13 protein-coding genes are annotated in these 25135 nt (G+C 69.9%); 3 read left to right on the top strand and 10 right to left on the bottom strand.

All coding sequences use genetic code 11. The annotated features are described in order from the left end of the window. Positions 1-23: 23 nt before the first annotated feature. The 6 genes from E4M00_RS14950 to E4M00_RS14975 all read right to left on the bottom strand — a co-directional run bounded on the left by E4M00_RS14950 (position 24) and on the right by E4M00_RS14975 (position 8061). Positions 24-1532, bottom strand: coding sequence for a sugar porter family MFS transporter (locus tag E4M00_RS14950; RefSeq protein ID WP_135121286.1), 1509 nt, complete (start codon positions 1530-1532; stop codon positions 24-26). Between the two features lie 181 nt (positions 1533-1713). After that, positions 1714-2406 (bottom strand): hypothetical protein, encoded by a 693-nt coding sequence (locus tag E4M00_RS14955; RefSeq protein ID WP_135121287.1) that lies wholly within the window; start codon positions 2404-2406, stop codon positions 1714-1716. A 53-nt stretch (positions 2407-2459) separates the two neighbouring features. Beyond that, the gene (locus tag E4M00_RS14960; protein ID WP_135121288.1) at positions 2460-2669 is read right to left on the bottom strand and encodes a hypothetical protein; all 210 of its coding nucleotides are present in this window, start codon (positions 2667-2669) and stop codon (positions 2460-2462) included. A gap of 99 nt (positions 2670-2768) precedes the next feature. Continuing rightward, positions 2769-4835, bottom strand: coding sequence for an ABC transporter ATP-binding protein (locus E4M00_RS14965; RefSeq protein ID WP_135121289.1), 2067 nt, complete (start codon positions 4833-4835; stop codon positions 2769-2771). Further along, on the bottom strand, positions 4832-6565 hold the full coding sequence (locus tag E4M00_RS14970; RefSeq protein WP_135121290.1) for an ABC transporter ATP-binding protein: 1734 nt from the start codon (positions 6563-6565) through the stop codon (positions 4832-4834). Before E4M00_RS14970 ends, E4M00_RS14965 begins: the two co-directional genes overlap by 4 nt. Before the next feature lie 191 nt (positions 6566-6756). Next, complete coding sequence (locus tag E4M00_RS14975) at positions 6757-8061, bottom strand: MFS transporter (protein ID WP_135121291.1); 1305 nt, start codon at positions 8059-8061, stop codon at positions 6757-6759. Positions 8062-8143: 82 nt separating this feature from the next. Between E4M00_RS14975 and E4M00_RS14980 the strand changes: the two genes are divergently transcribed. Further along, positions 8144-9949, top strand: coding sequence for a DUF2207 family protein (locus tag E4M00_RS14980; protein ID WP_240037180.1), 1806 nt, complete (start codon positions 8144-8146; stop codon positions 9947-9949). Positions 9950-10048: 99 nt separating this feature from the next. Here E4M00_RS14980 and E4M00_RS14985 read toward each other — a convergent pair whose 3' ends face one another. The 4 genes from E4M00_RS14985 to E4M00_RS15000 are packed head-to-tail and all read right to left on the bottom strand — an operon-like array spanning position 10049 to position 22951. Beyond that, entirely contained in the window at positions 10049-11830 is a 1782-nt protein-coding gene (locus E4M00_RS14985) for a hypothetical protein (RefSeq protein WP_135121293.1), read from the bottom strand. Then, positions 11830-16365 carry a hypothetical protein gene (locus E4M00_RS14990; protein WP_135121294.1) on the bottom strand — a complete coding sequence of 1512 codons (4536 nt, stop codon included), beginning with the start codon at positions 16363-16365 and terminating at the stop codon, positions 11830-11832. The genes E4M00_RS14985 and E4M00_RS14990 overlap by 1 nt, the downstream gene beginning before the upstream one ends. Positions 16366-16368: 3 nt before the next feature. Next, positions 16369-19857: a hypothetical protein gene (locus E4M00_RS14995; RefSeq protein ID WP_135121295.1), complete on the bottom strand. Its 3489-nt coding sequence runs from the start codon at positions 19855-19857 to the stop codon at positions 16369-16371. A 4-nt stretch (positions 19858-19861) separates the two neighbouring features. Beyond that, positions 19862-22951, bottom strand: coding sequence for a DUF6603 domain-containing protein (locus E4M00_RS15000; RefSeq protein WP_135121296.1), 3090 nt, complete (start codon positions 22949-22951; stop codon positions 19862-19864). Positions 22952-23371: 420 nt separating this feature from the next. Here E4M00_RS15000 and E4M00_RS15005 point away from each other — a divergent pair, with 420 nt between their 5' ends. Continuing rightward, positions 23372-23743, top strand: a complete 372-nt coding sequence (locus tag E4M00_RS15005; protein WP_135121297.1) for a YciI family protein — start codon at positions 23372-23374, stop codon at positions 23741-23743. A gap of 16 nt (positions 23744-23759) precedes the next feature. Further along, positions 23760-24980 (top strand): RNA polymerase sigma factor, encoded by a 1221-nt coding sequence (locus tag E4M00_RS15010; protein ID WP_135121298.1) that lies wholly within the window; start codon positions 23760-23762, stop codon positions 24978-24980. Positions 24981-25135 lie beyond the last annotated feature (155 nt).

The raw sequence follows: 25135 nt of genomic DNA on the forward strand, positions 1-25135 counted from the left end.
CTCGGAGTACTGCGTGGCGGTCGCTACAGCTTGGCGGCGACCTCGGACTTGCCGCGCTTGTTGGGCTTGGACGCGAAGGTGACCTCGGCCTCCTCGAGCGCCATGCCGCGGGTCTCCGGGATCTTGAAGAACACGAAGACGCCCGAGAGCAGCGCGAACGTCGCGTACATGCCGTAGGTGAAGGTGAGCGAGAACGCCGCCAGCGCGGGGAACGACACCGTGATGAGGAAGTTCGCGATCCACTGCGCTGCAGCGGCGAGGCCGAGGGCCTTGCCACGGATGCGGCTCGGGAAGATCTCTCCGAGGAGCACCCACACGATCGGGCCCCACGAGGCACCGAAGGAGATGACGAAGATGTTGGCGGCGACGAGCGCGATCGGGCCCCAGGCATCCGGCAGCGAGACCTCGCCGTTCGATCCCGTGACGGCGAACGAGAACGCCAGCGCCATGGCGCCGAGCGACAGGAACATGCCGGTGGAGCCGGCGAGCAGGATCGGTCGACGACCGAGACGGTCGACCAGGAGGATGGCGACGACGGTGACGGCGACGTTGGTGACCGAGGTGATCACGCTGATGATCAGCGAGTCGGATTCGGCGAATCCGACGGCCTTCCACAGCGTCGTCGAGTAGTAGAAGATCACGTTGATGCCGACGAACTGCTGGAAGATCGACAGCGTGAGACCGATCCAGACGATGGGCTTGAGGCCGAACGCCTTGCCGCGCAGGGTGGCCTTCGCGCCCTCCTTGTCCTCGTCGATCGCCTTCTGGATGTCGTCGACGGCACGATCGAGGTCGTCTGCTTCGACGAGGGTGGAGAAGATCTCGCGCGCCTCGTCGGTGCGGCCCTTGGTGAGCAGGTACCGCGGTGACTCCGGCAGCCGCAGGGCGATCACCCCGTAGACGACGGCCGGGATGGCGCCGACGAGGAACATCCAGCGCCACGCCTCGAGTCCGAGCCACAGCACGTCGTCGGCGCCGCCGGCGACACCCGCGAGGAGGGCGTCAGACAGCAGGGCGGCGAAGATACCGATCGTGATGGCGAGCTGCTGCAGCGAGGCGAGGCCACCACGGATCTGGCGGGGCGCGATCTCGGCGATGTAGGCCGGGGCGACGACCGAGGCGATGCCGATGCCGAGACCGCCGATGACCCTCCAGAGGCCGAGGTCCCAGACGGAGAAGGCGAGGCCGGCGCCGATGGAGCTGACGAAGAACAGGATGGCACCGAGGAGCATCACCTTGAGCCGGCCCCAACGGTCGGCCAGCGTGCCCGCGAGGTAGGCGCCGAGCGCGCAGCCGAGGAGGGCGACGGCCACGGTGAAGCCCGTGATGACGTCGTTGAGTCCGAAGTCCTTCTGGATCGAGTCGACCGCGCCATTGATGACGGACGAGTCGAAACCGAACAGGAAGCCACCGACGGCTGCCGAGACCGCGAGGCCTATCGCCCGGCGTCGATACTTGCCGGTCGGGGCCTTGCCGCTCGTCTCCGTCGACTTGGCACTCTCATTGGAAGTCGTCACGACTCTCCCCTTCAATCGGTCCGGCGCGCTCGTCTGGGCGTGCTCGTGTCAGCTGCGCACTGCGGATGCGATGACGTGGCTGAGTGGAGTTTCGTACGGACTGCAGACGGCTTCCTCGGCATCATCAGGTCCTCGGCTCGCACAGGAGCCGCCCTTTCCACGGCATCCATCGTATGCCTGCGACAGGTTGCGAACGTCAACTCGGGGGAGGGTTGACAACGCGGGTTCCGGCGCGGTCGATCCCGGCGACGCCGAAGAGGCATCCGCTGACCACCAGCACGACACCCGGCAGGAAACCCGTTCCGATCGGGGAATCGTGGGAGGCGAGGAACAGGTTCGACAGGATCACGAACTCGGCGACCTGACTGCCGAGGCACAGCCCGATGGCGAGCACGGCCCAGGCCAGGCGACCCCGGCGCGACGGGGAGAGCACGAGCAGGACGACCGAGGCCACGACCGGCGCCAGGAGTGCGATGAGGCCGAGAACGGATGCCGGAACCCAGCCGAGCACACCGAGGGCGCCATCCGTCAGCGCCGCCAGAAGCTGGCCCGAGCCGATGACGGCGCTCGACGCCGCTGCCACGAGGCAGGCGACCACAGCTGTGCGCGACGCCGCGGCCCAGGACGCCCACAGCAGCCAGAATCCCGTCATCACGAACGAGGCGAGGGCGGCGAGCACGACGGCGCCGAGGATCGGCTCGAACGGTGCGCTGACGATTCCGTAGTCGCGCAGGTGATCCTGCGCCGCGACGCACGCCCGGGTATCGAGGCCGATGACGCACGGACGCCACCTGATGCCGGCAGCGAGGAGGAGAGCGGTTCCGGCGACTACGAGGAGGATGGCGGTCGGAACCCAGGGCGCGCGGATGGCCGAGCGTGGCGGCACCACCGTCGTTGTCGAGGCAGACGCCGGGTCGGGCGCCGACATCGCCGTCACCGCCGTCACCGCCGCCGCGCGTCGACGGCGAGAGCGCCGATGCCCGTGACGAACACGGGGAAGGCAGCCAGGACCAGCAGGAACGCGATCTTGGTACCCGTCATGACGATGGCGATCCCTGCGATGGCCGCGATGACCGACGTCGCCACGCAGAGCACCCCGACGACCGCCGCCGGCGAGATCGTGCGCGGCATCCGTTCGTCACGTGCTCCCATGGCACGAGTCTGGCCGGATCCCGCCGGCGGCGACAGGGCGTTCAGGTGAACTCTTGCGTGCCGGGTGCTCCGACGGGTTGAGTCGGAGCACCCGGATGCCTACGCGTTCGCCGGGTCGCTCTCCGATTCGACGACGTCGGTTCCGGATGCCGCAGACACCGAGCCGGTGACGGCGGCGAGCTCGGCGTCGATGTCGGTCGCGCCCTGGAACTGCGAGTTGTAGAGGCGGAAGTACGCCCCCTCGCGTGCGATGAGCTCCTCGTGCGAACCCTGCTCCACGATGTCACCGTGCTCCATCACCAGGATCAGGTCGGCGTCGCGGATGGTCGACAGGCGGTGCGCGATCACGAACGAGGTGCGACCGTTGCGGAGCGCCGCCATGGCGTGCTGCAGGAGCAGCTCGGTGCGGGTGTCGACCGATGAGGTCGCCTCGTCGAGGATGAGCACCGACGGAGCCGATACGAACGCTCGCGCGATCGTGATGAGCTGCTTCTCGCCGGCTGACACGTTGGACGCGTCCTCGTCGAGGACGGTGTCGTAGCCCTCGGGCAGGGAGTGCACGAACCTGTCGACGTAGGTGGCCTTCGCCGCCGCCACGATGTCGTCATCCGTCGCGTCCTGACGCCCGTAGCGGATGTTCTCGCGGATGGTTCCGGCGAACAGCCACGGATCCTGCAGGACCATGCCCGTGCGCGAACGCACGTCGTGGCGCCGCAGGTCGGCGATGTCCTGGCCGTCGATGAGGATGCGGCCGCCGTTCAGCTCGTAGAACCGCATGATGAGGTTCACCAGCGTGGTCTTGCCGGCGCCCGTCGGCCCGACGATCGCCACGGTCTGGCCCGGCTTCACGCTGAACGACAGGTCGCGGATCAGGGGGCGATCGGGTGTGTAGGAGAAGGCCACGTTCTCGAACGAGATCGTGCCGTCGCCATCGACCGGCTTCGGGGCGTCGACGGCGTCGGGCTCCTGCTCCTCCTCGTCGAGCAGTTCGAAGACGCGCTCGGCGGAGGCGACGCCGGACTGCACGACGGCGGCCATTCCGCCCAGCTCGGACAGCGGCTGCGTGAACTGCTGCGAATACTGGATGAACGCCTGCACATCACCGAGGCGCAGCTGACCGCTGGCCACCATGAGCCCGCCGAGCACGGCGATGCCCACGTAGGTGAGGTTTCCGATGAACATCATCCCGGGCATGATCATGCCCGAGAGGAACTGCGCCTTGAACGAGGCCTGGTAGAGCTCCTCGTTCTCCGCCTTGAACTTCGCCATGGCGTCTTCCTCGCGACCGAACACCTTGACGAGGGCGTGTCCGGAGAACGACTCCTCGACGCGGGCGTTGAGTCGGCCGACCTTGCGCCACTGGATGTTGAAGGCCTTCTGCGACTTGGGACCGATGACCCCGAAGATGACGCCCATCAGCGGCAGGGAGACGAGGGCGACGATGCTGAGCTGCCACGAGATCGAGAACATCATGATCATCACGCCGACCACGGTGAGCACACTCGTGATGACCGTCGAGAGCGACTGCTGCATCGTCTGCGTGATGTTGTCGATGTCGTTCGTGACGCGCGAGATGAGCTCGCCGCGCTGCACCTTGTCGAAGTAGCTGAGCGGCAGGCGGTTGATCTTCGCCTCGACGGATTCGCGGAGGCGGTACATGGTGCGCATCATGATGATGTTGATCACGAAGCCCTGCACCCAGCTCAGCACGGAGGCCACCAGGTAGAGCGCCAGGACGAACATGAGCACCTGGCTGAGCCGAACGAAGTCGACGCCCTCGCCCGGCGTGATGTTCATGGCGGCGATCATGTTGGCCTGATCGGTCTGCCCGTCGGCGCGGAGGCCCTCCACGACCTGGTCTTGGGTGACGCCGGCCGGCAGCTGCGCGGAGACGACGCCCTCGAAGATGATGTTGGTCGCCTCGCCGAGCACCTTCGGTGCCGCGACGGTGAGGAGGACGCCGATCGCGCCGAGCAACGACACGAAGATGAAGGCGACGCGGTGCGGCTTCAGCAGGCCGATGAGTCGACCGAAGCTCTCGCGGAAGTTGGCCGCCTTGCCCGGCTTGACGCTGTCCCAGTCGCCGGAGGCGAGACGCGCCTGCTCGGCGAGTTCGAGTTCGAGCTGCTCCTCTGCGGAGATCGCGCTGGTTGTCCCGGTGCTCATGCGCTTGCCTCCACTCCGAGCTGCGATTCGACGATCTCACGGTAGGTCTGGCTCGACTCGAGCAGCTGCTCGTGCGTTCCGACCCCCACCATCCGGCCGTCGTCGAGCACGACTATGCGGTCGGCATCGGTGATGGTCGAGATGCGCTGGGCGACCACGATCTTCGTCACCTGGGGCAACTCCCTCCAGAGGGCTTGTCGTAGTCGGGCGTCGGTGGTGAGGTCGAGGGCCGAGAACGAGTCGTCGAACACGAGCACGTCGGGCTGGTGCACGATGGCCCGCGCGATGGCGAGGCGCTGGCGCTGGCCGCCCGAGACGTTCGTGCCGCCCTGGGCGATGCGGGCCTCGAGCTGGCCGTCCATCTCGGAGACGAAGTCGGCGCCCTGGGCGATCTCGAGTGCGCGCCACAGCTCGTCGTCCGTCGCATCCTCCCGCCCGAACCGGAGGTTGGATGCGATGGTCCCGGTGAACAGGAACGGACGCTGCGGCACCAGGCCGATGCCGTTCCACAGGAGGTCGAGGTCGGCCTGGCGCACGTCGACGCCGCCGACCGACACGGAGCCGGCCGTCACGTCGAACAGTCGGGGGATGAGCGAGACGAGGGTGGTCTTGCCGGCTCCGGTCGATCCGACGACGGCCACGGTCTCACCCGGCTCGGCCCGGAACGTGATGCCGGAGAGCACAGGCTGCTCGGCACCGGGGTAGGTGAAACCGGCGCCGTCGAAGGCCACCGACCCGGGCTCGGGGAAGGTGGTCGCCGGCTGGGTCGGGCGGATCAGCGTGCTCGAGCTGCCGAGAACCTCTCCGATGCGGTCGGCGGAGACGGCTGCGCGCGGGATCATGATCGTCATGAAGCTCGCCATGAGCACGCCCATGAGGATCTGCATGATGTACTGCATGAAGGCGAAGAGCGTGCCGACCTCTATGTCGCCGTCGTTCACCCGGATCGCGCCGAACCAGATCACGGCGACGACGGTGACGTTGAGCACCAGCATCGCGAGCGGGAACAGGACGACGAAGAGCGAACCGACCTTGCGGCCGACGACCATGATGTCGTAGTTGGCCCCGGCGAAGCGCTCCTCCTCGATGGGCTCGCGCACGAACGCGCGCACGACCCGGATGCCGGTGAGCTGCTCGCGCATGATGCGGTTCACGGCGTCGAGGCGCTTCTGGTAGGTGCGGAACAGCGGCACCATGCGGCTGATGATGAGACCGGCCACGACGAGCAGGGCCGGAACCGCGATCGCGATGATCCAGGTGAGGCCGATGTCTTGACGGATGGCCATGATGACCCCGCCGATGGCCAGCAGGGGCGCTGAGACGAGCATGGTCGCGCCCATCATGGCGAGCATCTGCACCTGCTGCACGTCGTTCGTGTTGCGCGTGATGAGCGAGCCGGCGCCGAACTGCGACACCTCGCGCTCGGAGAATCCGCTCACCTTCTCGAAGATGTTGTCGCGGATGTCGCGGCCCATCTGCATGGCCGCACGAGCGGCGAAATAGGTGGCGATGATCGACGCGATGATCTGGCCGAGGGAGATGCCGAGCATCATGACGCCGGTCGACCAGATGTAGGCGGTGTCGCCCGTGGCGACGCCCTCGTCGATGATCTGGGCGTTCAGGGTGGGCAGGTACAGCGACGCGAGGGCCGCGATGAACTGGAAGACCAGCACGCCGAGCAGCGCCCAGCGGTACGGCTTCAGGTAGCGGACGAGGAGTTTTCCGAGCATCAGATCTCCGAAGGGTGGTGGAAGGCAGAGGAATGCGGGGTGTGAGGGCAGTATCCCGGTACCCACCGACACTGCAGGAAGCAGGAGCTGTCGCCGGTGGGACGAGCGCGGAGGAGGGTGGTCCCCGCGCAGCCGATCAGCCTTTCAGAGTCGCACTTGTTCGCGACGAGGTCAAGCGAACAATGCTCGTTTCAGGTGACGGATGCCGCAGCCAGCGGTCGCGGCCGCCGGGAGATCGAGATGCTCACGACCGCGGCCACGATGCACAGCCCGGCAGCGCCGAACCAGGCCAGTGTGTATTCGCCTGTAGCGTCGCGCACCGTCGCTGCCGCAGTGGCGGCGATGGCGGCTCCGACCTGGTGCGATGCGAACACCCAGCCGAAGACGATGGGGCCGTCCTTGCCGAACACCTCGCGGCAGAGGGCGACCGTCGGCGGGACCGTCGCCACCCAGTCGAGCCCGTAGATGACGACGAAGATGATGATGGGCGGTGCCACGGTGGCCGACAGCAGGAACGGAAGCACGAGCAGGCCGACGCCGCGTCCGGCGTAGTAGACGGCCAGCAGGATGCGCGGGTTCACCCGATCCGTCAGCCATCCAGAGGCGATCGTGCCGACGATGTCGAAGATCCCCACGACCGCCAGCAGACCTGCCGCCGTCGTCTCGGCCATGCCGTGGTCGTGCGCGCTCGGGATGAAGTGGGTGCCGACCAGGCCGTTGGTGGTCGCGCCGCAGATGGCGAACCCCGCCACGAGCGCCCAGAAGGTGCGCACCCTGCTGGCCCTGGCGAGGGTCGACAGTGCGAGCTTCGCCGCGTTGCCCCGCGCCGGCGGCTGGTAGACGTAGGAGTCTGGGGCGCCGAACGGCGTGAGCCCGAGGTCGACGGGGTTGTTGCGCAGGAAGAGGAGGACCAGCGGAACCACGGCGAGCGCCCCGCAGGCCACGAGCAGGCTCGCCTGGCGCCAGCCCTGCTGCTCGACGAGGATCGCGATGAACGGGAGGAACGCCAGCTGGCCCGTCGCGCTGCCGGCCGTGAGGATGCCCACCACGAGTCCGCGGCTGCGCACGAACCACTGATCGGCCACGGTCGCCGCGAAGACCAGCGCCATCGATCCCGTGCCGATGCCGATGAGGAACCCCCACGTAAGCACCAGCATCCACGGCTCCGTCGCGAAGATGCTGAGGCCTGCACCGGCCGCGACCAGCAGCAGTGCGCAGGTGGTGACGATGCGCATGCCGAAGCGGGCCATGAGGGCCGCGGCGAACGGCGCCATCAGGCCGTAGAGCAGCAGGTTCACCGTCACGGCCACCGAGAGCTGGGTGCGCGACCACCCGAACTCGGCCTCAAGCGGCAGCATGAGCACGCTCGGTGCCGCTCGGAACCCGGCGGCACCGACCAGCGCGAGGAACGCCACCCCGGCGACGATCCACGCCGGGTGCACGCGCCAGTTCGGGTGCGGGCGCTGCGTGCTGTTCGGCGCTGGCGGGATGGACATGGTCTCGAGTATGGCCGACTCCCGGGCGGCATCCGTTTCACCAACCCCATGCGATGACGGTGCCCGACCTAGGCTGGGTCGTGTGAGAAGACTCATCGCCCTGACCATCGCCGCCGCGATCGCCGTCGGCGGAGCAGTGCTCCCGGCGGCCCCGGCGCTCGCCGACGTCGACGACTTCACCTTCGAGAGCTTCCACGGGGACTATTCGCTGGATCGCGACGCGGAGGGCCACTCCACGGTGGACACCGTCGAGACCCTCGTGGCGGTGTTCCCGGATGCCGACCAGAATCGCGGCATCCGTCGCAACCTGAACGCCGAGTACGACGGGCATCCGACCGAGCTGACCATCGTCTCGGTCACCGACGGCGACGGCGAGAAGCGTGCTTTCGAGGAGGACAGCGACGACGGCGTCGTGAGCCTGACCATCGCGGGCGACGAGTACGTGCACGGGCGCCAGACCTACGTGATCACCTACACCGAGAAGTACCTCGACAAGTACTACTCCGACACCGATGCGCAGGAGTTCTACCGCGACACGAACGGCACGGACTGGGCGCAGCCGTTCGGCCGGGTCACCGCCAGCGTGCACCTCACCGACGAGCTCCTGGAGGCGCGCACCGGAGAGGCGGATGCGGCCTCGGGCGCCGAGGGCGCAGACGGACCGGCCCAGATCTCCGAGACGGCCGACGGCTACGAGTTCGCGGCATCCGATCTCGGACCGCACGAGAACCTGTCCTTCTCCATCGGCTTCGAGAACGGCACGTTCGTCCCGCGCGACGACAGCTTCACTGCGGCCCCGTGGCCGATCATCGCGCTCGTGTTCACCCTGCTCACCGTGCTGGCCATGATCGGGGCGTTCGTCGTGCGCTCGACCCGGCTGAAGGATGCCCCGGGCCGGGGGATCATCGTGGCCGAGTACCTGCCTCCGCCCGGGGTCGGCATCGCCCTGGCCGGTGTCATCCTCAACAAGACCACGACGGCCCCGCCGGCGCAGATCCTCGCGCTCGCCGTGGCCGGACGCGTGCGCATAGTGGAGGTGGCGAACGAGAAGCCCGGGGGCAAGGACTCCTACGAGATCGAGTTCCTCCAGACCCGCGCAACGGGTCGCGAGGCCTACCGCAATCCCGAGCCGAGTGTCGACGACCTCGAGGTGCTGCATGCCATCTTCGGGGACGAGCTCACCCCCGGCGAGCGCCGGCCGCTCGGTAAGACGGACTCGAAGGCGCTGAAGCGCCTCACCGCTGCGGGCAAGAGGGTGCGGGCTGACGCCGTGACGGATGCCTACCGCAAGCCGTTCCCCACGGGAGCCGTCACGCTCGTCATCGTCGGAGCGATCGTGGCCGGCGTCCTGGCGGTCCTGTTCTCGGCCATCTCCCTGGCCACCGTCTACGGCGGCTTCTGGCCCGGCGTGTTCATCGGCGTCGCACTGCTGGCCCTGGTCGTGGCGTGCATCGCCGTGGCCAAGTACCCTCTCGACGCCAAGGGCGTCGCGGCCCGAGACCACCTCAAGGGGCTCGACGAGTACATCGAGCTGGCCGAGGCCGACCGCATCCGCTACCTGCAGTCGCCGCAGGGAGCCGAACGGACGCCGATCGCCACCGACGACAGCGAACAGATGCTCGACCTCACCGAACGGCTGCTGCCCTGGGCCGTGCTGCTCGGTCACGAGAAGAAGTGGACTGCCGAACTCGCCCGCTACTACGAGCAGACCGGATCGCAGCCGGATTGGTACGCCGGGTCCCATCCGTTCAATGCGGCGCTCTTCGCGACGAGCATCAGTTCCGTCTCGACGAGCGTCACCTCGAGCTACTCGGCCGCGGGTGGCGGCTCCTCCGGCGGTGCGTCGTCGGGCGGCGGCAGTGGCGGAGGCGGTGGCGGCGGGGTGTAGCGAGCCAGGCGCCCACCGCTCGCTGAGGGCCGAGCGCAGCGACCGCCCGAAGCGCGCTTAGCCCGCGGACTCCATCCGGGGCTCAGCGAGCGGGGATGCCTACGCCGTCGGCGGATGAGTCATGTCGGTGAACGACAGGGCCGAGTCCCACGCCAGCCGGCTGGAGGCCTCGCCTCGGCCGGTGCGCACCCGGTACGCCGCCCACTTCGCGTACCGGCCGTCGGCCCGACGCGCCAGCACGGGAACGGCGCGCAGGTGCACGCCCTCCCGCGGCAACTCCTCGCCCGGGAAGGTCAGCGGAGTCGGACTCAACGTGACGCCGCTCGGAATGACCGGCACCCCGTCGCGCAGCAGGGCAGCCTTGCGCAGCGACACCTGACCGGGCTTCAGGGCCACCGGCGCCAGCGGAATCCAGTGCGCCGGCACCGGTGACTGCAGCCTGTAAGCCCGCTCCTCCTGAGTGAGGCCGGTCGGCCACGGATCCGGCTCGGGAGGCCGCTCGCTCGAGCGTCGCCGCGGATCGCCGCTGCGACCCTGCACGGAGTTCTCGATGGCCCACGCCATGTTCGCCATCTCGTCGCGAAGGAACAGCACGTCCTCGAGGGCCTCGCCCACGAGGGTGCCGACAGCGGTGGGAGGAAGCACGATGCCGGGCAGCATCCGCCCGGCGGCAGACGCCACCCCGAACATCGTGAAGGCCGGATCGACGAGTTCGGGCACTGTCACGGCATCGCCGAAGTCGTCGGTGAGGGTGACGACGCCGACTCTGTTGACGGCCCCCAGCAGGCCGTCGACAGGCACGGCGAGCCAGTCGTCGCCGGAGGACAGTGCGAACTCGGCCAGGCAGAGTCTGGCGAGGTCGTTGGTCTGCGCCTCGATGGCGCCGAGGTCGACGGCGCCGTCCTCCAGCTGCCAGTAGCGGTCGGCTGGCATGCCCGGGAACCGCAGCGGAGTGGCGAGCATCGTCGCCTCGCTGGTCACGGGGGTGCCCGCCGCCGACTCGTCGGGGACCGCGCCGCTCGCGCCTTCCACCCACTCGAGGTCGCTCCAGCGCACCGATGCCGAGCCGAACTGGGTGCCGCGTGCGAACACCGCGTTGTCCTCGTCGCCGAAGCGCAGGGCGAAGCTGTATTCGAGCCGCTCGGTCGACCACGCTCCCCCTGAGTCCGGCGCGCCGCCCAGCCAGTCGAGCCACTCGACGATCACGGCACGAGTGGCAGCGGCATCCGTCGCCTCCCCGATCCAGGATGGGTCGCCCGCCCCCAGCTCGGTCGCGAGGGAGCCGCCGTCGGGCACCGCACCTCCGAGCACGGCGAACAGCCGCGCGGCCTGCGGGTCGTTGAGGCCCAGGGGGTCGTTGGGGTCGTCCTCGAGGGCGAGCGGATGCCGCGCTGCGAGCGACCGCGCCAGTGTCTTCTCGCCGGCGTCAGTCAGCAGGTCGACGAGCTGGGCGCCGGCCTCGGCCCGCTGCCGCAGGCCGTCGCCGAAGGCCAGCTCGGGGACGTCCTGCACGAGTTCCTCGAGCAGGGCTCCCTCGCGCCAGGGCCGCCACTCGACCCCGGCCAGATCGGACGAGGAGGCCGCAGCCCCCACGAGCGGCGCCCACGCCGTGATCGGCAGCGCGCTCGACGCCACGTGCACGGAGACGACGGAGCCGGCGTCCTCGCCGGTGAGCTCGCCGAACTGCCACTGCCGCCCGAGCATCCAGGCCGGGTCGCCGATGCGCGCCTCGGAGCCGGGAGCCGGATCGCCGGTGATCGAATCGGGCTCGAGTCGCACCATGGCCGGAGGATCGGCGACCTGCAGCAGCTTCACGATCGCCGCCAGGTTCTGGTCGGTCACGGCGTTCACCATCATGTCGATGGGGATGTTGACGGCCATCACTTCACCTCCGAGAGGAACGGGATGGCATCCCCGGACCATTTCACCTTGGCCAGTTCGGCGAACTGGAGTCCCTTGCGGATCTGCAGCCACGGGCTCGCCACGTAGATCGCGGGCAGGATGGCCGCATCTCCCGGGGTGTGCTCGTAGGTCACCAGTCGGGCCTTGGCCAGGTCGACGGCCTCGAGCACCGTCGCCACGACGGAGTCGGTCGTCCACCGCTTCCCGTCCGGTGACACAGCCGAGAGCAGCACCTGCGGAGCTCGCGCCGAGGCCTGATTGGCATGCACGGCCAGTCCGGTGGTGGCCCGAGCCGCGCGCAGCGGATTGTCGGGAGCGGCCGGGTCGAACGCCCGAGGGTCGGGCTGGTAGGGCAGCGTCTCGGCCCAGCCGTCGATGGCGAGCCCGGCGAAGGCTCCGGCCACGGCATCGTCATCGCCCACGATCTCGACGACGAGATGGCTCGCGGATGCCGCGGGCCATGGCACGTCGTCGGGCAGGGGCCCGGCCAGCCAGCGGTCGGTGCCGGTGGCCGGCTTGCCCGTGGCCTCGTCGCGCTCGGTGAGTTGCACGACGCGCAGCGGGATCGGGGTGCCGAGGGCGCCGCCGAGAAGCTGCGCCTCGGCCAGCCGCCCCACGCCGGCCTGCACCGTCGCGTGGTCGCGCACGAAGGCGTTGAGCTGCGCCCGAGCCGGCTGCTTCTTCAGAGCCGGCTTCGTGACGGCCTCGGCGAAGGAGTCGGCGCCGGCCGGCTTCGCCAGCAGCGGAAGCAGCAGGAAACCATCGCCGAGGATGCCCTCGGCCACGGCGCGGCAGGCGTCGACGATCTCGCCCTCGGTGGCGGCGGGGTTGCGGGTGGGGTCGCGCAGGGCGGCCAGAGTCGCCCTGGCCTGCTCGAGGCGAGCGGATGCCGCCTGCCAGGCGCCGACGGCCCAGGCCACGTTCGACGGGATCGCGGCATCCGGAACCAGGGGAATCCCGAAGGCAGCGAGTCCCCGCACGGCGGCGACGACGTCGGCCACGTCGTCCTCCTCGATCGCGAGGGTGTCTTCATCGACGGCGGTGATCACGGCCTGGCCCGAGGCCAGCACGTCGCCGAGCGCGTCGAGCACGGCGTCGCAGCGACCCAGCAGTTCGGCCGTGTCGAACCGGCGTTGGGGGGTGACGCCGGTTCGCACGAGGGAGTCGGGGCCGAGCGGTGTTCCGCCGGCCGCGAGGGAACGGAGGCTGCCGGCGAGCGCGGCAGCGTGCAGCAACTCGTCGGCGAGCGGGGCGTCGGCCATCGCGGGGATGGCGGCGCGCAGCTCGCGGTCGAGGGAGGCCGCGTCGTCGGTGAAGACCAGGTCGAGGGCTGCCCAGCCGGCCTCGGCGAGGGTGTGCCTGTTGCCTGCGGCATCCGTCACCGCGATCTCGGCCGGATCACCGAGACGCCTGGCCGCCCACGCCTCGAGCCGGGGTTCGGCCAGAGCCCGGGGGCGGGTGCTCGACCAGCCCGTCGCCCCGACCGGAATGACCGCGAACACCCCGTGGGTGAGGATCCGGCCGGTCTGGCGCACGTTCAGCACCCCGAGGTCGGGGTCGACGGCGGCGCCGCTGGCCATGGCGTCCATCGCGGCGGAGGCTCGCGACGGGTTGCCCGACGAGTACTGCAGAACGCTCTCGCTGAGGAGGGCGTCCGAGACGGCGTCGAGGGTGGCCGCAGCCCCACGCAGGGCGGCGAGCACGAGGTCCCACTCGGCGTTCGACACCGGATCCCAGGTCTCGATGAAGGCGTTGTCGGGCTTGCGTGAGAGGCGCGTGCGCAGCGGTGGGCTGCCACCTTCGAGTGACTCGAGGGGGAACAGCCGCAGCAGCTCGGCGCCGTCGACGACGTCGCCACCGGCGACCCGTGCCGCAGCGACCTCCTGTGCCTCGTCGTTGCCGAGCTGGTCCGTGGCCTCCGGCGCGATCTGTCGCAGCGACAGCTGGAAGCGGGCTGCCGATGTTCCGGCGAGTCCTCGCTCGATCTGGTAACCGAGCAGGGCGCCGATGGACTGGCCGGCCTGCACGCCCTCGAGCACACGGCGGAGCTCCACGCCCCGGCGGCTCGACAGGTCGATCGCGAACGGCTGGGCGCCGGGCTTCGCGCCGATGTTGGAGCGGTGGGCACTGGCGAGCACTCCGGCGGCGACGGCGTGCGAACTGCTCGGCGCGTGGATCCAGCCGTCGGGATCGCGGCGGGTCGCCCCCAGCCTGATCTGCTCGACGTAGCCGAACGCCCCGATGGTCATGCCGACGGGGGCGGATGCCGCGAGCGTGGCCCGGCGCGACGTCGCCAGGCCTGTCGCCCAGGCATCGACGCGGTGCGACGCGAGGTCGAGCGCGTGGGCGACGGCGATGCGGCGCTCCTCGAGCGGAGACGCCGCGAGCGCGATCATGGCCGCCCGCACCTCGCCGCCCACGCCGAAGGCGTAGAGCAGCTCGGTGATGGCGCTGCCGCCCAGCCACTTCGCCTGCGCCGTGTCGCCCAGGTCGAGGGCCACCTGCGCGAGCGAGGTGCGCGCTTCGGCGACGGGCTCGAGGGCGGAGATGCTCACGCGCTCCGCCGGCTGCCCGTCGAAGTGCTGCACGGCGGCCACCTTCTCTGCCGCGGCGAAGAAGCGCGACGGTGCCGTGTCGTCGACGGCGGCGTCGGCGGATGCCGCCGTCTTCACGATCGCGGCGATGTCGGGGTCGAGCTGCACGAAGTCGAGCAGGGGGCCCACGAACTCCTGCGGCGTCGCCCGGAAGCGCAGCCGCTGGGCGCTGTCCCACGCGATGTCGAGCAGGGCCTGCAGCACGCTGTCGACCTTCGGAGTGGTGCCGGCGAGGATCTCGGCCACGACCTCGGCGTCCCGATCCGACACCAGCGGCAGGCCGATGGTGCGGGACTCGTCGTGCGGCGCCGGGGTCTTCAGGATCTTCGCGGCATCCACCGAGAACTGCGCCAGCATGGCCGTGCGCAGCTGCGCCTCGGCGAGCAGCTGGGAGGGGTCGGCTCCCGTCGCCGCTGCGAAGGGGGCGAGCTGGGGCCCGTCGACGGCGGGCCTCGCCCGCACGCCTATGGCCACGGGGCTGGTGCCCAGCATGTCGAGCAGGTCCTGGTCGCTGAGCTGGTCGCCGGGGCGCACGTGCGGCACCACGGGTGCCCGACTCGCCCAGCGCGCCAGCGTGCGGCGGATCAGCGGCACGAGGTGCGCCGTGATCTCGCCCGACCTCGGGCTCCAGGCGTCGAGATCCGTCACGGGAAGCACGCCGTAGGGCTGGGCGCCGATGCGCAACGTGGGCGCGGGGCCGGCTCCGCGCACGTGATCGCGGTGCAGGCGCCGGGCCGACTCGATGCTGCTCGGGGTGACGGCCGGGATGGCGGCGTCGTCGAGGCGCTCGAGCACGCCCTCCCAGGTGGCGAACCAGAGCGCGGTGTTCGCGGCGGCCTCCGCCTGGTCCTGGGTCGAGACGGGGTCGTTCGGATCGAGGAGATGCTCGACGGATGCCGCATCGAGGCCGAGCGCCGCCGCGAGCCGCGTCGCGTCTCGCGACGGCGTGCGCGGCTCCAGCGCGGGGGCGCCGACGCTCGCGGCCGGGCGGTAGGGCGAGCGCTCGGCGTCGGCGTTGTTGGTGGCGGTTCCGGCGGCGAGGAGGGAGACGCCGTCACTGAACCGGTGGCTGGTGAGCAGCTCGACGAAGTCCGCAGCGTTGGCCTCCTCCGACACCGAGTTGCGGGTGCCGACGACGACGATGCGGTCGATGAGGGTGGTCCCTCCGGGCAGCGGTACCTCCACACCCAGGCCGGCCTTCATCGCCGCGGTGAAGTCGATCGTCCACTCCGAGCCGACGGGAACGTTCAGGCCGGCCACCTCGCTCAGCTCGTCGTCGCCGAAGGCGATGGGCGAGAGCGGAACGTCGGGCGCGACGGGCGACCCCGTCACGGTGATGGGCGCTCCGCCGCTCGGGAACACGCGCACCACGAACTGGTCGGGCAGGCAGCGCGCCACGGTGCCATGAGCGACCTCCTCGGGAGTCTCCGGGAAGGCGGGGTCGCCCTGACCTCGTGTCGCGAGGTTCGTCGGTGTCGTCACCTCGGCCACCCAGCCGGCGCGGCGGGCGCCGACGGCCTCGGTGAGCTCGGACCAGGCTGCGGGGTCGGCTGCGTCGACCCAGACAGTGCGCCAGTAGGCCTGGCCGGCGGCCACTTCCGCATCCGTCACCGACCGCAGCAGGCTGTCGATGTGCGCCTCGTCGGGCGAGATGCGCACCCGAAGGGTCGAGGTCCCGGGTGCGAGCTTGCTCTCGATGCGCACGGGCAGCAGCACGAGCGGCACCTCGGGGGAGGCGTCGCACGGGTCGAGTCGATCGCGGAGGCCGCCGATGATCTCGCGCAGGTCGTCGTCGAGTTTCAGGATGTCTCCGCGCAGGCCGCGGTCGGCCGGCTTGCGCAGGAGCGTGCGGCGTTTCTCGGCCAGGGTCGCGATGCTCTCGCGCACCCTGGCGAGGTCGGCGGGGGTCTCGACGGGCATGGTCTACGCCTCTCTCACGATGAGGTCGGTCGCCTGGAACGCGACCCGCACGGGGCGGTGCAGGTGGTCTTCGGCGTAGTCGGCGGAATGCGGTGCTGAGTCGGTGAGGAACTTCTGGGCTGCCGGCAGGTCGGAGTCGGCGGGGCGGGTGAAGCGCGTGGCGCTCGGATGTTCGGCGATGGTGATCCACCACTTCTCGGCGTCGAGCTCGTCGACGCTGAGATCGACGCCCACGAGCGCGATGTCGGGGTCGAGTACCTCGGAGAACAGGATGCGGGCTGTCTTCTGAGGCGAGTCGACCTTCTCGAAGACGGGGTCGCGTACGGTGCCCTGGTTCTCGACGGCCTGGATGATGAGATCGGGGAAGCGCCGCACGAGTTCGCTCTTCACCACGATCACGGCGCAGTCCTTTCCACCGCTGCCGCCCAGGGAGACCTGGTCGGCCAGGGCCTTCTTCGGGAACAGGTGGATGGGCTTCGGGAGCTCGTCGGCGTTCGGGTTCCAGAATCGGTGGAAGTAGGTGCCGCGCTGGTCGGTCGGGTAGCCGCGCCAGAGCAGCTCGCGCCCCATCTCGTCGCTGAGGCCGACGAAGAACGCCGCCATGAACTCGCGGTTGGTCGAGAGCACCGTCACGAAGTCGTCTGCCGGCAGCAGGCCGAGCCCCGGCACGAGCCAGTCCCGGTCGTACTCCTCGAGGGCCCGGTACATGGGCCGGTCGAAGCGCGGCGCCGCCATGATCGGCGCGATGCGCGGCTGTGCGACCCACCGCTCGGCGAGACCGGCGCTGAGGTGCAGCCGCCCCGCGAGCGAGGCGCGCACAGTGTGCCGCGGATCGATCGCCGACGTGATGGCGGCGGATGCCACCTCCAGGGCCTCGCGATGGGGAACCGTGTCGATCGTGAGCAGGGCGCCGGGGTCGATGAGGGTGGTCATCTCGGCGCGCAGCACATCGAAGGGCAGTTGGTCGATGCGATCGAGGGTGGGGGTGAGCTTCACCTCGGCCAGGTCGGCGAACTGCGCCAGCCCGGCGTCGAGTTCGGCCACGTCGCGGGTGTCGCCGAGCTTCTTGAGGTGCTGCACGTCGATGACCCGCAGGCCGCGGCCGCCGATGAGCACGTGGCCCTCGACGGGGATGCGGCGAGCTCGCAGGGCGCCGCCCCCGGGCACACCGCCGCCGACGGGGATCCGGACCGCGGGTCCTGCGCCGCCCTGCGGCAGGCGACCCACAGCTCCGCCGATGGGGGAACGGCGGGTGAGCGGGATGCGCGGGTTGAGCGGCGAGACGACGGGACCGCGGATGACCGGGCCGTCGATGACCGGTCCGCGGATGATGGGGCCGTCGATCACCGGTCCGCCGATGATCGGACCGTCGATGACCGGGCCGTCGACAACAGGCCCGTCGGGCGGCACGTCGACCACGCCGAGATCGACGAGCACCCGGTCGTTCAGCGTCACGGCCGTGCCCTTCAACTGCTCGCGCAGCGGGCTGGAGCTCGTCGCCTTCGACAGCGACAGCTCGGCGGCGAGCGGTCCGACGCGCTGGGCGCGGATCGACTCGACAGCGGGGATCGGCGAGGAGCGCAGCAGCTTCTCGGTCCACTGGGTGGCCACGGCGGCGCCGAGGTCGAAGCTCGTGTCGGCCGCCTTCCACCGGCTCGGTTCGGTGAGGTAGGTGGCGAAGCCGCCCTGGCCCTCCACCTGGGCATTCGCCTGCTTCAGCAGTCCGCCGACGGCATCGACGGGCGTGCCGATGGCGGCGCTCACCAGCTGCAGGTCGAGGTGGGACACGACGTCGGAGGTGAGCCTGCCGATGCCCTCGGGGTTCGCGTACACCCGGGTGAAGTCGCGCAGGGTGGCCTCGGTGCCCACCACGTTGCCCGCGCGCTCCTGGGAGGCGGCATCCGTTCGCCGGATCATCGGACCGGCCGGCCGGGTGACCCGTCGGAACGCGCCGCTCGTGGCCGCGACGGGAGTGGCGCTCAGGGTGACGTCGGCGAACAGGGTGCTTCCCGCGCTGATGGAGATGCGCGTGGTGAGGGGCGATGCCACCTGCAGCAGGTGTCCGGTCTGCAGCTCGCCGAGCCTGTTGTGCAGCCTGGTGGCGAGGAGCTCGGCGAGCTGGGCCAGACGGATGGCGCGGTTGGCCGCCTCGACCTCGCCGAGCTGCGCCCAGGCCGACTGCATGAGGCGTTCCTGGTCGCGCTGCACGACGCGGGTGCCGAGACCGCCGACGATGCGCTTCACCGGAGCGAGGTTGAGCTCGGCGAACCAGTCCGAGCCCTCGATGACGGCGCTGCCGCGGTGCAGCTTGGCGTAGATGCGCGGCCCGATGATGGGCAGGTCGGGAACACCGTCGGTCTGCTTCTGGGTGCCCTCGATGGTTGCCGGGAGGTCGAGCTCGGCGTGCAGCTCGTCGATCATGGCGTCGGGCCAGACCGCTGTCTCGGCCACCTTCTGCTCCGGGGTCTTCGGCTGGCTGGGGGAGAACAGGGCGCAGCGCAGCACCTGCTTGCGCCCCACCTCGTCGGCGCCGAGGGCGCGCAGCGGCTTGCCCGGCTGCGAGGTGTCGATGAATTTGCGTCCGACCTCGTAGGGTGCGGCGATTCCCTGCAGCTCGAGTGCGAGCGAGCGGAAGTCCCCGTCGGGACCGGTGCGGAACTCCCAACTGTCGTAGACGGGCAGGCGCACCGGGTCGGGAGAGGAGGTGGTCCAGGCCGGCTCGAGGGTGCCGCCGGTCAGGCCGAGTCCGCCGCGCACCCCGACGTCGGTCGTCGGAACGAGGGCGGCGATGTAGTCGGTGTCCTGCGTGAGGATGCGCGGGGAGATGACCCGCGAGAGGTTGACCGGAGCGTGTGCCGGCGAGAGCCGCGCGCTCAGGTCCTGCCCCGTGGTGGTGGCCGGCGCCTGAGCGTGCGCCCAGAGGTCGGCGTGGGTGAGCGCCGGCAGCTGCGCCAGCGGAACCTGGAACACCGGCAGCAGGGCGCTCGTCGCCGGCTCGCGGACGACGCTCGAGCGTTCGAGCACCACGAGGGTGAGCCACGGGCGCAGGACGGCGGCCTGCTTCGTCGCGCTGAACGCCCAGGGCAGCTCGGGGCGGTCGAACTCGATGTGCGCGAGCACGGTCTCCTCGGCCGTCTGGGCGCCCGGCGCCGGGAAACGCCGCACGATCTGCGCCGGGTCGATTCCGCGCACGTCTCCCGGGCCGTAGAGCGTCACCGAGAGACCCGCGGATGCCGCTCCCCCGGCGCTGTCGGCCAGGGGCACCTCCACTCGCGAGGTCGAGCGGACGGTGCCGGCCGCCGGGGTGCTCGCGGCCGACGACAGGCCGCCGACGGCCGAGGAGGCGAACTCGAGCGACTCGATCGCGACGGCGCTCTCGTCGAACTCGTCCTCCGGCTTGATCACGAGAGAGAAGGCGTCGCGCACCACGTGGGTGGCCGTGCTGGTGAGAGGCGAGACGACGCTCGCGGCGATGGCATCAAGGTCGGCCATCAGGTCACCCCTTCACGATCAGGCGCGTCGCCGATGCGGCGCTCGCGGAGTTGACTGCCGCCGTCACGAGGGCGGCCTGCGTGGCGCTGAGTTCGCCGAGGCCGGCGACCAGGGCTGCGCCGGTGACGGCATCCGCGATGGTCGAGGTGCCCTTGTCGGAGACCGTGACGCCGGCGTTCGGCGGTTTCGGTTGGGAGTAGGGATTGCCGACCTCGGCCACGGCGCGCCCCACGTTGGTCTTCGTGGCGTAGGAGCTGGCGTAGACCCCGAACTTTCCGGCGAACTCGATGAGCGACCCCGGCTCGTCGGGGTTGCGTACGTAGGTCCGGTAGGCGACCTTCGCGGGGGTGGCCGTGCCGACCTTGGGAGTGGTGGCGGCTGCGATGCGGCATCCGCCCGTCATGTCCTCGAAGCCGGAGCGGGCGAGGAGGCCCTCACCCTCGAGCTCGAAGAACTGGCCGGGGGCGAACGCCGTCTTGAGCTCGCTCACGGCGCCGACGAGGCCGGAGTCCGGTGTCGACGTGGGGGTGCCGATGGTCACCATGTCGGCGGCGACCGGAGCCGAGCCGATTCGGGCGATCTTGACCCCGAACGGCACCTGCGTCTGCGAGACCTCGACCCCGGCGAGCGGATGCGCGATGCGTCCGTCGATGTCGTCGACCTCGGCGAGGGTGACGAGCTGCGCGGCGTGATCCGGCAACTGCACCTTCCACGCGTCGTCCTCGTTCATCGCCTTCGCCGCGATCTGGAGCGCGTCGACCTTCGTGAGGATCGGAGCGGGCTGCTCGCCCCACTCGACCGGACCGAGGTCTTCGTCGAAGGTGGGAAGGAACCAGACGTCGACCTTGATGTGACCTGCCAGGCGGAAGGGCTTGGTGCCCTCGAGCGAGCCGCGGAACACGATGGAGCAGAGGGTGCAGCCGAACAGCTCCACCTCGACGCCCACCTCGATGGAGATCGTGAACGCGAAGCGCGGCGCCCAGATGAAGATCATGTCGAGGGTGAGCCAGGCCTTCGCCGAGATGACGGCGAAGTCGGCGTTCAGGCGACCGTCGACTCCGAGCATCACCGATCCTGCCGTGATGGCGAAGTAGGCCTTGATGACGAAGCTGATCGCCTTCGAGGGCGACAGGTCGATGGTGACGCGGTCCATGTCGCCGAGCTTCGGCTTGCCGCCGGTCAGCTTCTCGTACTCGGGGTGGAAGCCGCCGACCGAGAACTCGAATGCGCCGCTGCCCGACCACTGGATGTAGAGCCCGAGGTCGCCCGAGATCTTGATGCCGGCGACGGTGGAGTCGCGCATGCTGGCGAAGAGCAGCAGGTAGTCGGGCGTGATGGCGACGAACACGTCGGCGCGGATGTCGGTGATCGGCGCCTCCTTCGTCGGCACCCGCACCCGCAGCGAACCGAGGATGACGATCATCGGATCGGGCAGGGCCAGCACGACGCCGAGCTTCATCTCGACGAACTTCGCCTGCGAGCCCCAGCCGAGCTCGACGATCGGACCGAAGACGAATCCGCCGTCCTTCGGCGGGAACACGTTCGCCACCTTGTCGAGCAGCTTCGGCGCCTCGGCGACGGGGTTGTCGGGGAACAGCATCTTGTCGAGGATGTGCTCCTTCATTCCCGACCGCAGGGCTTCGAGGTCGAGACCGCGGTTGATGGCGAGGATGCCGCCGATGCCGTTCAGCGTGAAGCCCATGCTGAGATCGATGGCCACGGGGAAGCGCACGCCGATGACCAGCACGAGCGAGAACGGATCGGGCGACAGGATGACGATGGCCGACACTCCGAACTTGAGGATCTGCAGTTGCACGACCCCGCCGAACTCGATCCGCTTCACGTCCTGGCCGTCGACCTTGTAGGTGCGCTCGACGCGCTGGATGAAGCCGCCGCCCGTGACGGGGCCGGCCTTCACGCGCAGGCCGATCGCATCGGGCCAGCGCGGCGAGACCGGGATGTCGAAGATCGCCTGCTGCTCCACGTCGCCGTTCAACGCGACGATGAAGCCGGTGCCCACGATCTGCAGGCCGACGGCGTCGCCGAGCTTGGCGGCGATCGACGTCGTGAGCTCGAACCCCGTCACGTCGCGGGCCTCGTTGCGCCGCAGTCCGAATGCGACCTCGCGCAGTTCGACGCCGGGGAAGGAGAAACGCACCGGCAGCACCGCACGCTCGTTGCCACGGCCGTCGCCGAGGTAGACGCCCTGCCCGGTGTCGATCGAGATGGTGGTGAGGGTCGTGGTCTTCGGCTCCTGCGAGCCCGGCATGACCTTGGAGAGCAGTGGGTCCTTCGTGAGACCGGGCTCGAGCATGGTCTGCATCCGCAGGCCCAGGATGGCCACGTCACCGATGAACCACTTGCCGTCGCGCTCGAGCAGGCTCGTCTCCTCCTCGGCGGTGGGGTTGGCGATCTCGCGGTCGCTGAACTGCAGGAACGCCTCGAACGAGACCTTGTCGAGCGTCATGGCGCCCAGCGTCACCGGACCGAGGTTCTGCAGCTTGGCTGCGAGCAGGAACGTGCCGCCCGTGCGGTCGAGCACGAGCACGTCGCCGAGCTTCTTGGTGAGGTTCTGCACCCCGAGCACCGTCGAGCCGAAGCTGTCGAGCAGCTTCCCGGAGCCGGCGCCCAGATCCTTGAACGGCTGGGCCCACGGGTTCCAGAGATCCATCAGGCCGGAACGGATGGTCTCGTCGACAGTGCCGTCGGCCTTCTTGGCGAGCTCCTTGGCGACGATGTTGAACGCCTCGTCCATGGCGGCCAGGGCCATGCCCAGTCGCACGGCGACGCGGGACGCCGTGTCGACGTCGAAGTCGTCCTTGTCGATGTCGTCAGCCGACTCCTTCACCATCTTGGCGATGAGGTCGGTCTGCTTCTTGATCGCCTTCGCGATCGGCTCGACGAGGGCGACGGCGGCTTTGATGTCGGCCTTGAGCTTCTCGAAGGTCGGCTTGACGTCGCCGACGATGCCGAACGTGACGATGGACTCGAGGAACGGCACCGTGTCCTTGAACGACGTGCCGCTCATCTCGCCGAGGCGGGAATTGGCGAAGGCTTCGATTCCGTTGAGGAATCCGGTTCCGATGTCGGTCATCGTGTCCCACTGTGCGGTGCGGGCGCTTCGTGGCGGCGTGCGTGCCGTGACGCCTGGCTTCCTGGTGTGCGTGCGCCCGCGACGGTGCGGGCGAATCGGCTCCGGGCGAGCGATCGGGCGGGTGGAAGCTCGACGCGCGGGCGGAGGACGCCCGAACACAGCGGGCATCGCGAGAATTCAGTTTGTTCGGGAGGCAGTCAACGACGCGAAGGGGCGGAAGCTGACGACTGATCTGCAGCCGACTATAGACCCGGCGCGGGGCGCGCTTCTAGGGGCAGACCCCTGACCTCGGTTCGCCGAGAACCGCGTGGAGCGACCGTCCGAAGCGCGCGGGCACACCTGTCGAAATCGCGCAGCCGGCATCGACATACTGATGGGAACGCCATCCGGGTTCCCGAATCCCAGCGCAAGGAGTGGACCGTGAAGTACCTCATCCTCATCAAGAGCAACCCCGAGTGGGCCGGCGCCTTCGCCTCGTTCACGCCGGAGCAGCAGGCCGAGGGCATGGCCCTCTACGAGCAGCTGTTCGCGGACCTGCAGGAGTCGGGCGAGCTCGTCGACGCCGAGCAGCTCGCGGCCCCCGAGACCGCGCGCGTCGTGAGCGTCGGCGCCGATGGCCCCGTCGCCAGTGACGGCCCGTTCATCGAGGCCAAGGAGTGGTTCGGCGGCTACTACATCGTCGACGTCGCCTCACTCGACCGTGCCGTCGAGATCGCCGGGCGCCTGCCCGAGGCCCAGGGCGGCATGGTGTCTGTGCATCCGGTCATGGCCAACGCCGGCATGGAGCTCTGACCACCTCCGGCCGCTGATGACCGACATCGAACGGATGCTGCGGGCCGCCGCCCCGTCGGCCCTCGCGATCCTCGTGCGTCGCACCCGCGACTTCGAGGCGAGCGAGGACGCGATGCAGGAGGCGTTGCTCGCGGCATCCGTTCAGTGGCGGACCGACCCACCCGAGAACCCGCGCGCCTGGCTCGTGACGGTCGCCCACCGCCGCTATGTCGAGCAGGTGCGCAGCGAGGTCGCCAGGCGTCGTCGCGAAGAGGGCGTGTTCGATCTGGAGCCGCCTGGCGACGCCGTGCCGTCGCGCGACGATTCCCTCACCCTGTTCCTGCTGTGCTGTCACCCGGCGCTGCCCCTGCCGGCGCAGGTCGCCCTGACGCTGCGCGCTGTCGGAGGCCTCACGACCGCCGAGATCGCCCGAGGGCTGCTCACGCCCGAGGCGACGATCGGACAACGCATCTCGCGGGCGAAGACGCGCATCCGGGCCAGCGGCTCGGAGTTCCGGATGCCCTCGGACGACGAGTTGGGTGACCGGATCGCCGCTGTCTGCGCCGTGCTCTACCTCGTATTCACCGAGGGGCATACAGCGACGGGCGGGGAGTCGCTCACGCGAGTCGACCTGTCGTCCGAGGCCATCCGGCTGGCGAGGCAGCTGCAGACCGCCACGCCGGTGACTGCACCGTGGCGAGGGGAGGTGGCGGGATTGCTCGCTCTCATGCTCCTGACGGAATGTCGACGTGCTGCGCGCATCCGCTTCGACATCGACGGCGGTCCCGGCATTCTCGTGCCGCTCGCCGACCAGGATCGCTCGCTCTGGGACCGAGCACTCATCGACGAGGGCGTCGAGCTGGTGACGGGCGTGCTCGAGTCGGCCCCGGCCGGGCCGTATCAGTTGCAGGCAGCGATCGCCGCCGTACACGACGAGGCGCCATCGACGGCCGACACCGACTGGCCGGAGATCCTCGGGCTCTACGAGCTCCTGCGCCGCATCGCGCCGGGCCCGATGGTGGAGCTCAACTGGGTGGTGGTGATGGCCATGGTGTGGGGCGCCGACGTCGGGCTGCGCGAGCTCGAGACGGTCGCGCTCGAGCCGGCGTTGGCCGGACACTTCAGGGTGCATGCCGTGAGGGCTCATCTTCTGGAGCTGTCGGGGGCGACGGATGCCGCCCGCGCCGAGTTCGCGACGGCGGCGCGGCTCGCGCTCAACGCCGCCGAGCGCCGCTACCTGGAGGGCAAGGCCGGCTGAGCCGCCCACTCGCCCACCCCTCGCTCGCTGAGGGCCGAGCGCAGCGACCGCCCGAAGCGATGAAGCGGGCCTGCACCCTTGCGCGCTGCACCGCTGCGGGCGTGGGATGGGTCTCGCGATGCGCCACCCGACGCACCTGCACCTGCACCTGCCAG

This window comes from Orlajensenia leifsoniae, from assembly GCF_004570845.1.
Classification (GTDB): Bacteria; Actinomycetota; Actinomycetes; order Actinomycetales; family Microbacteriaceae; genus Orlajensenia; species Orlajensenia leifsoniae.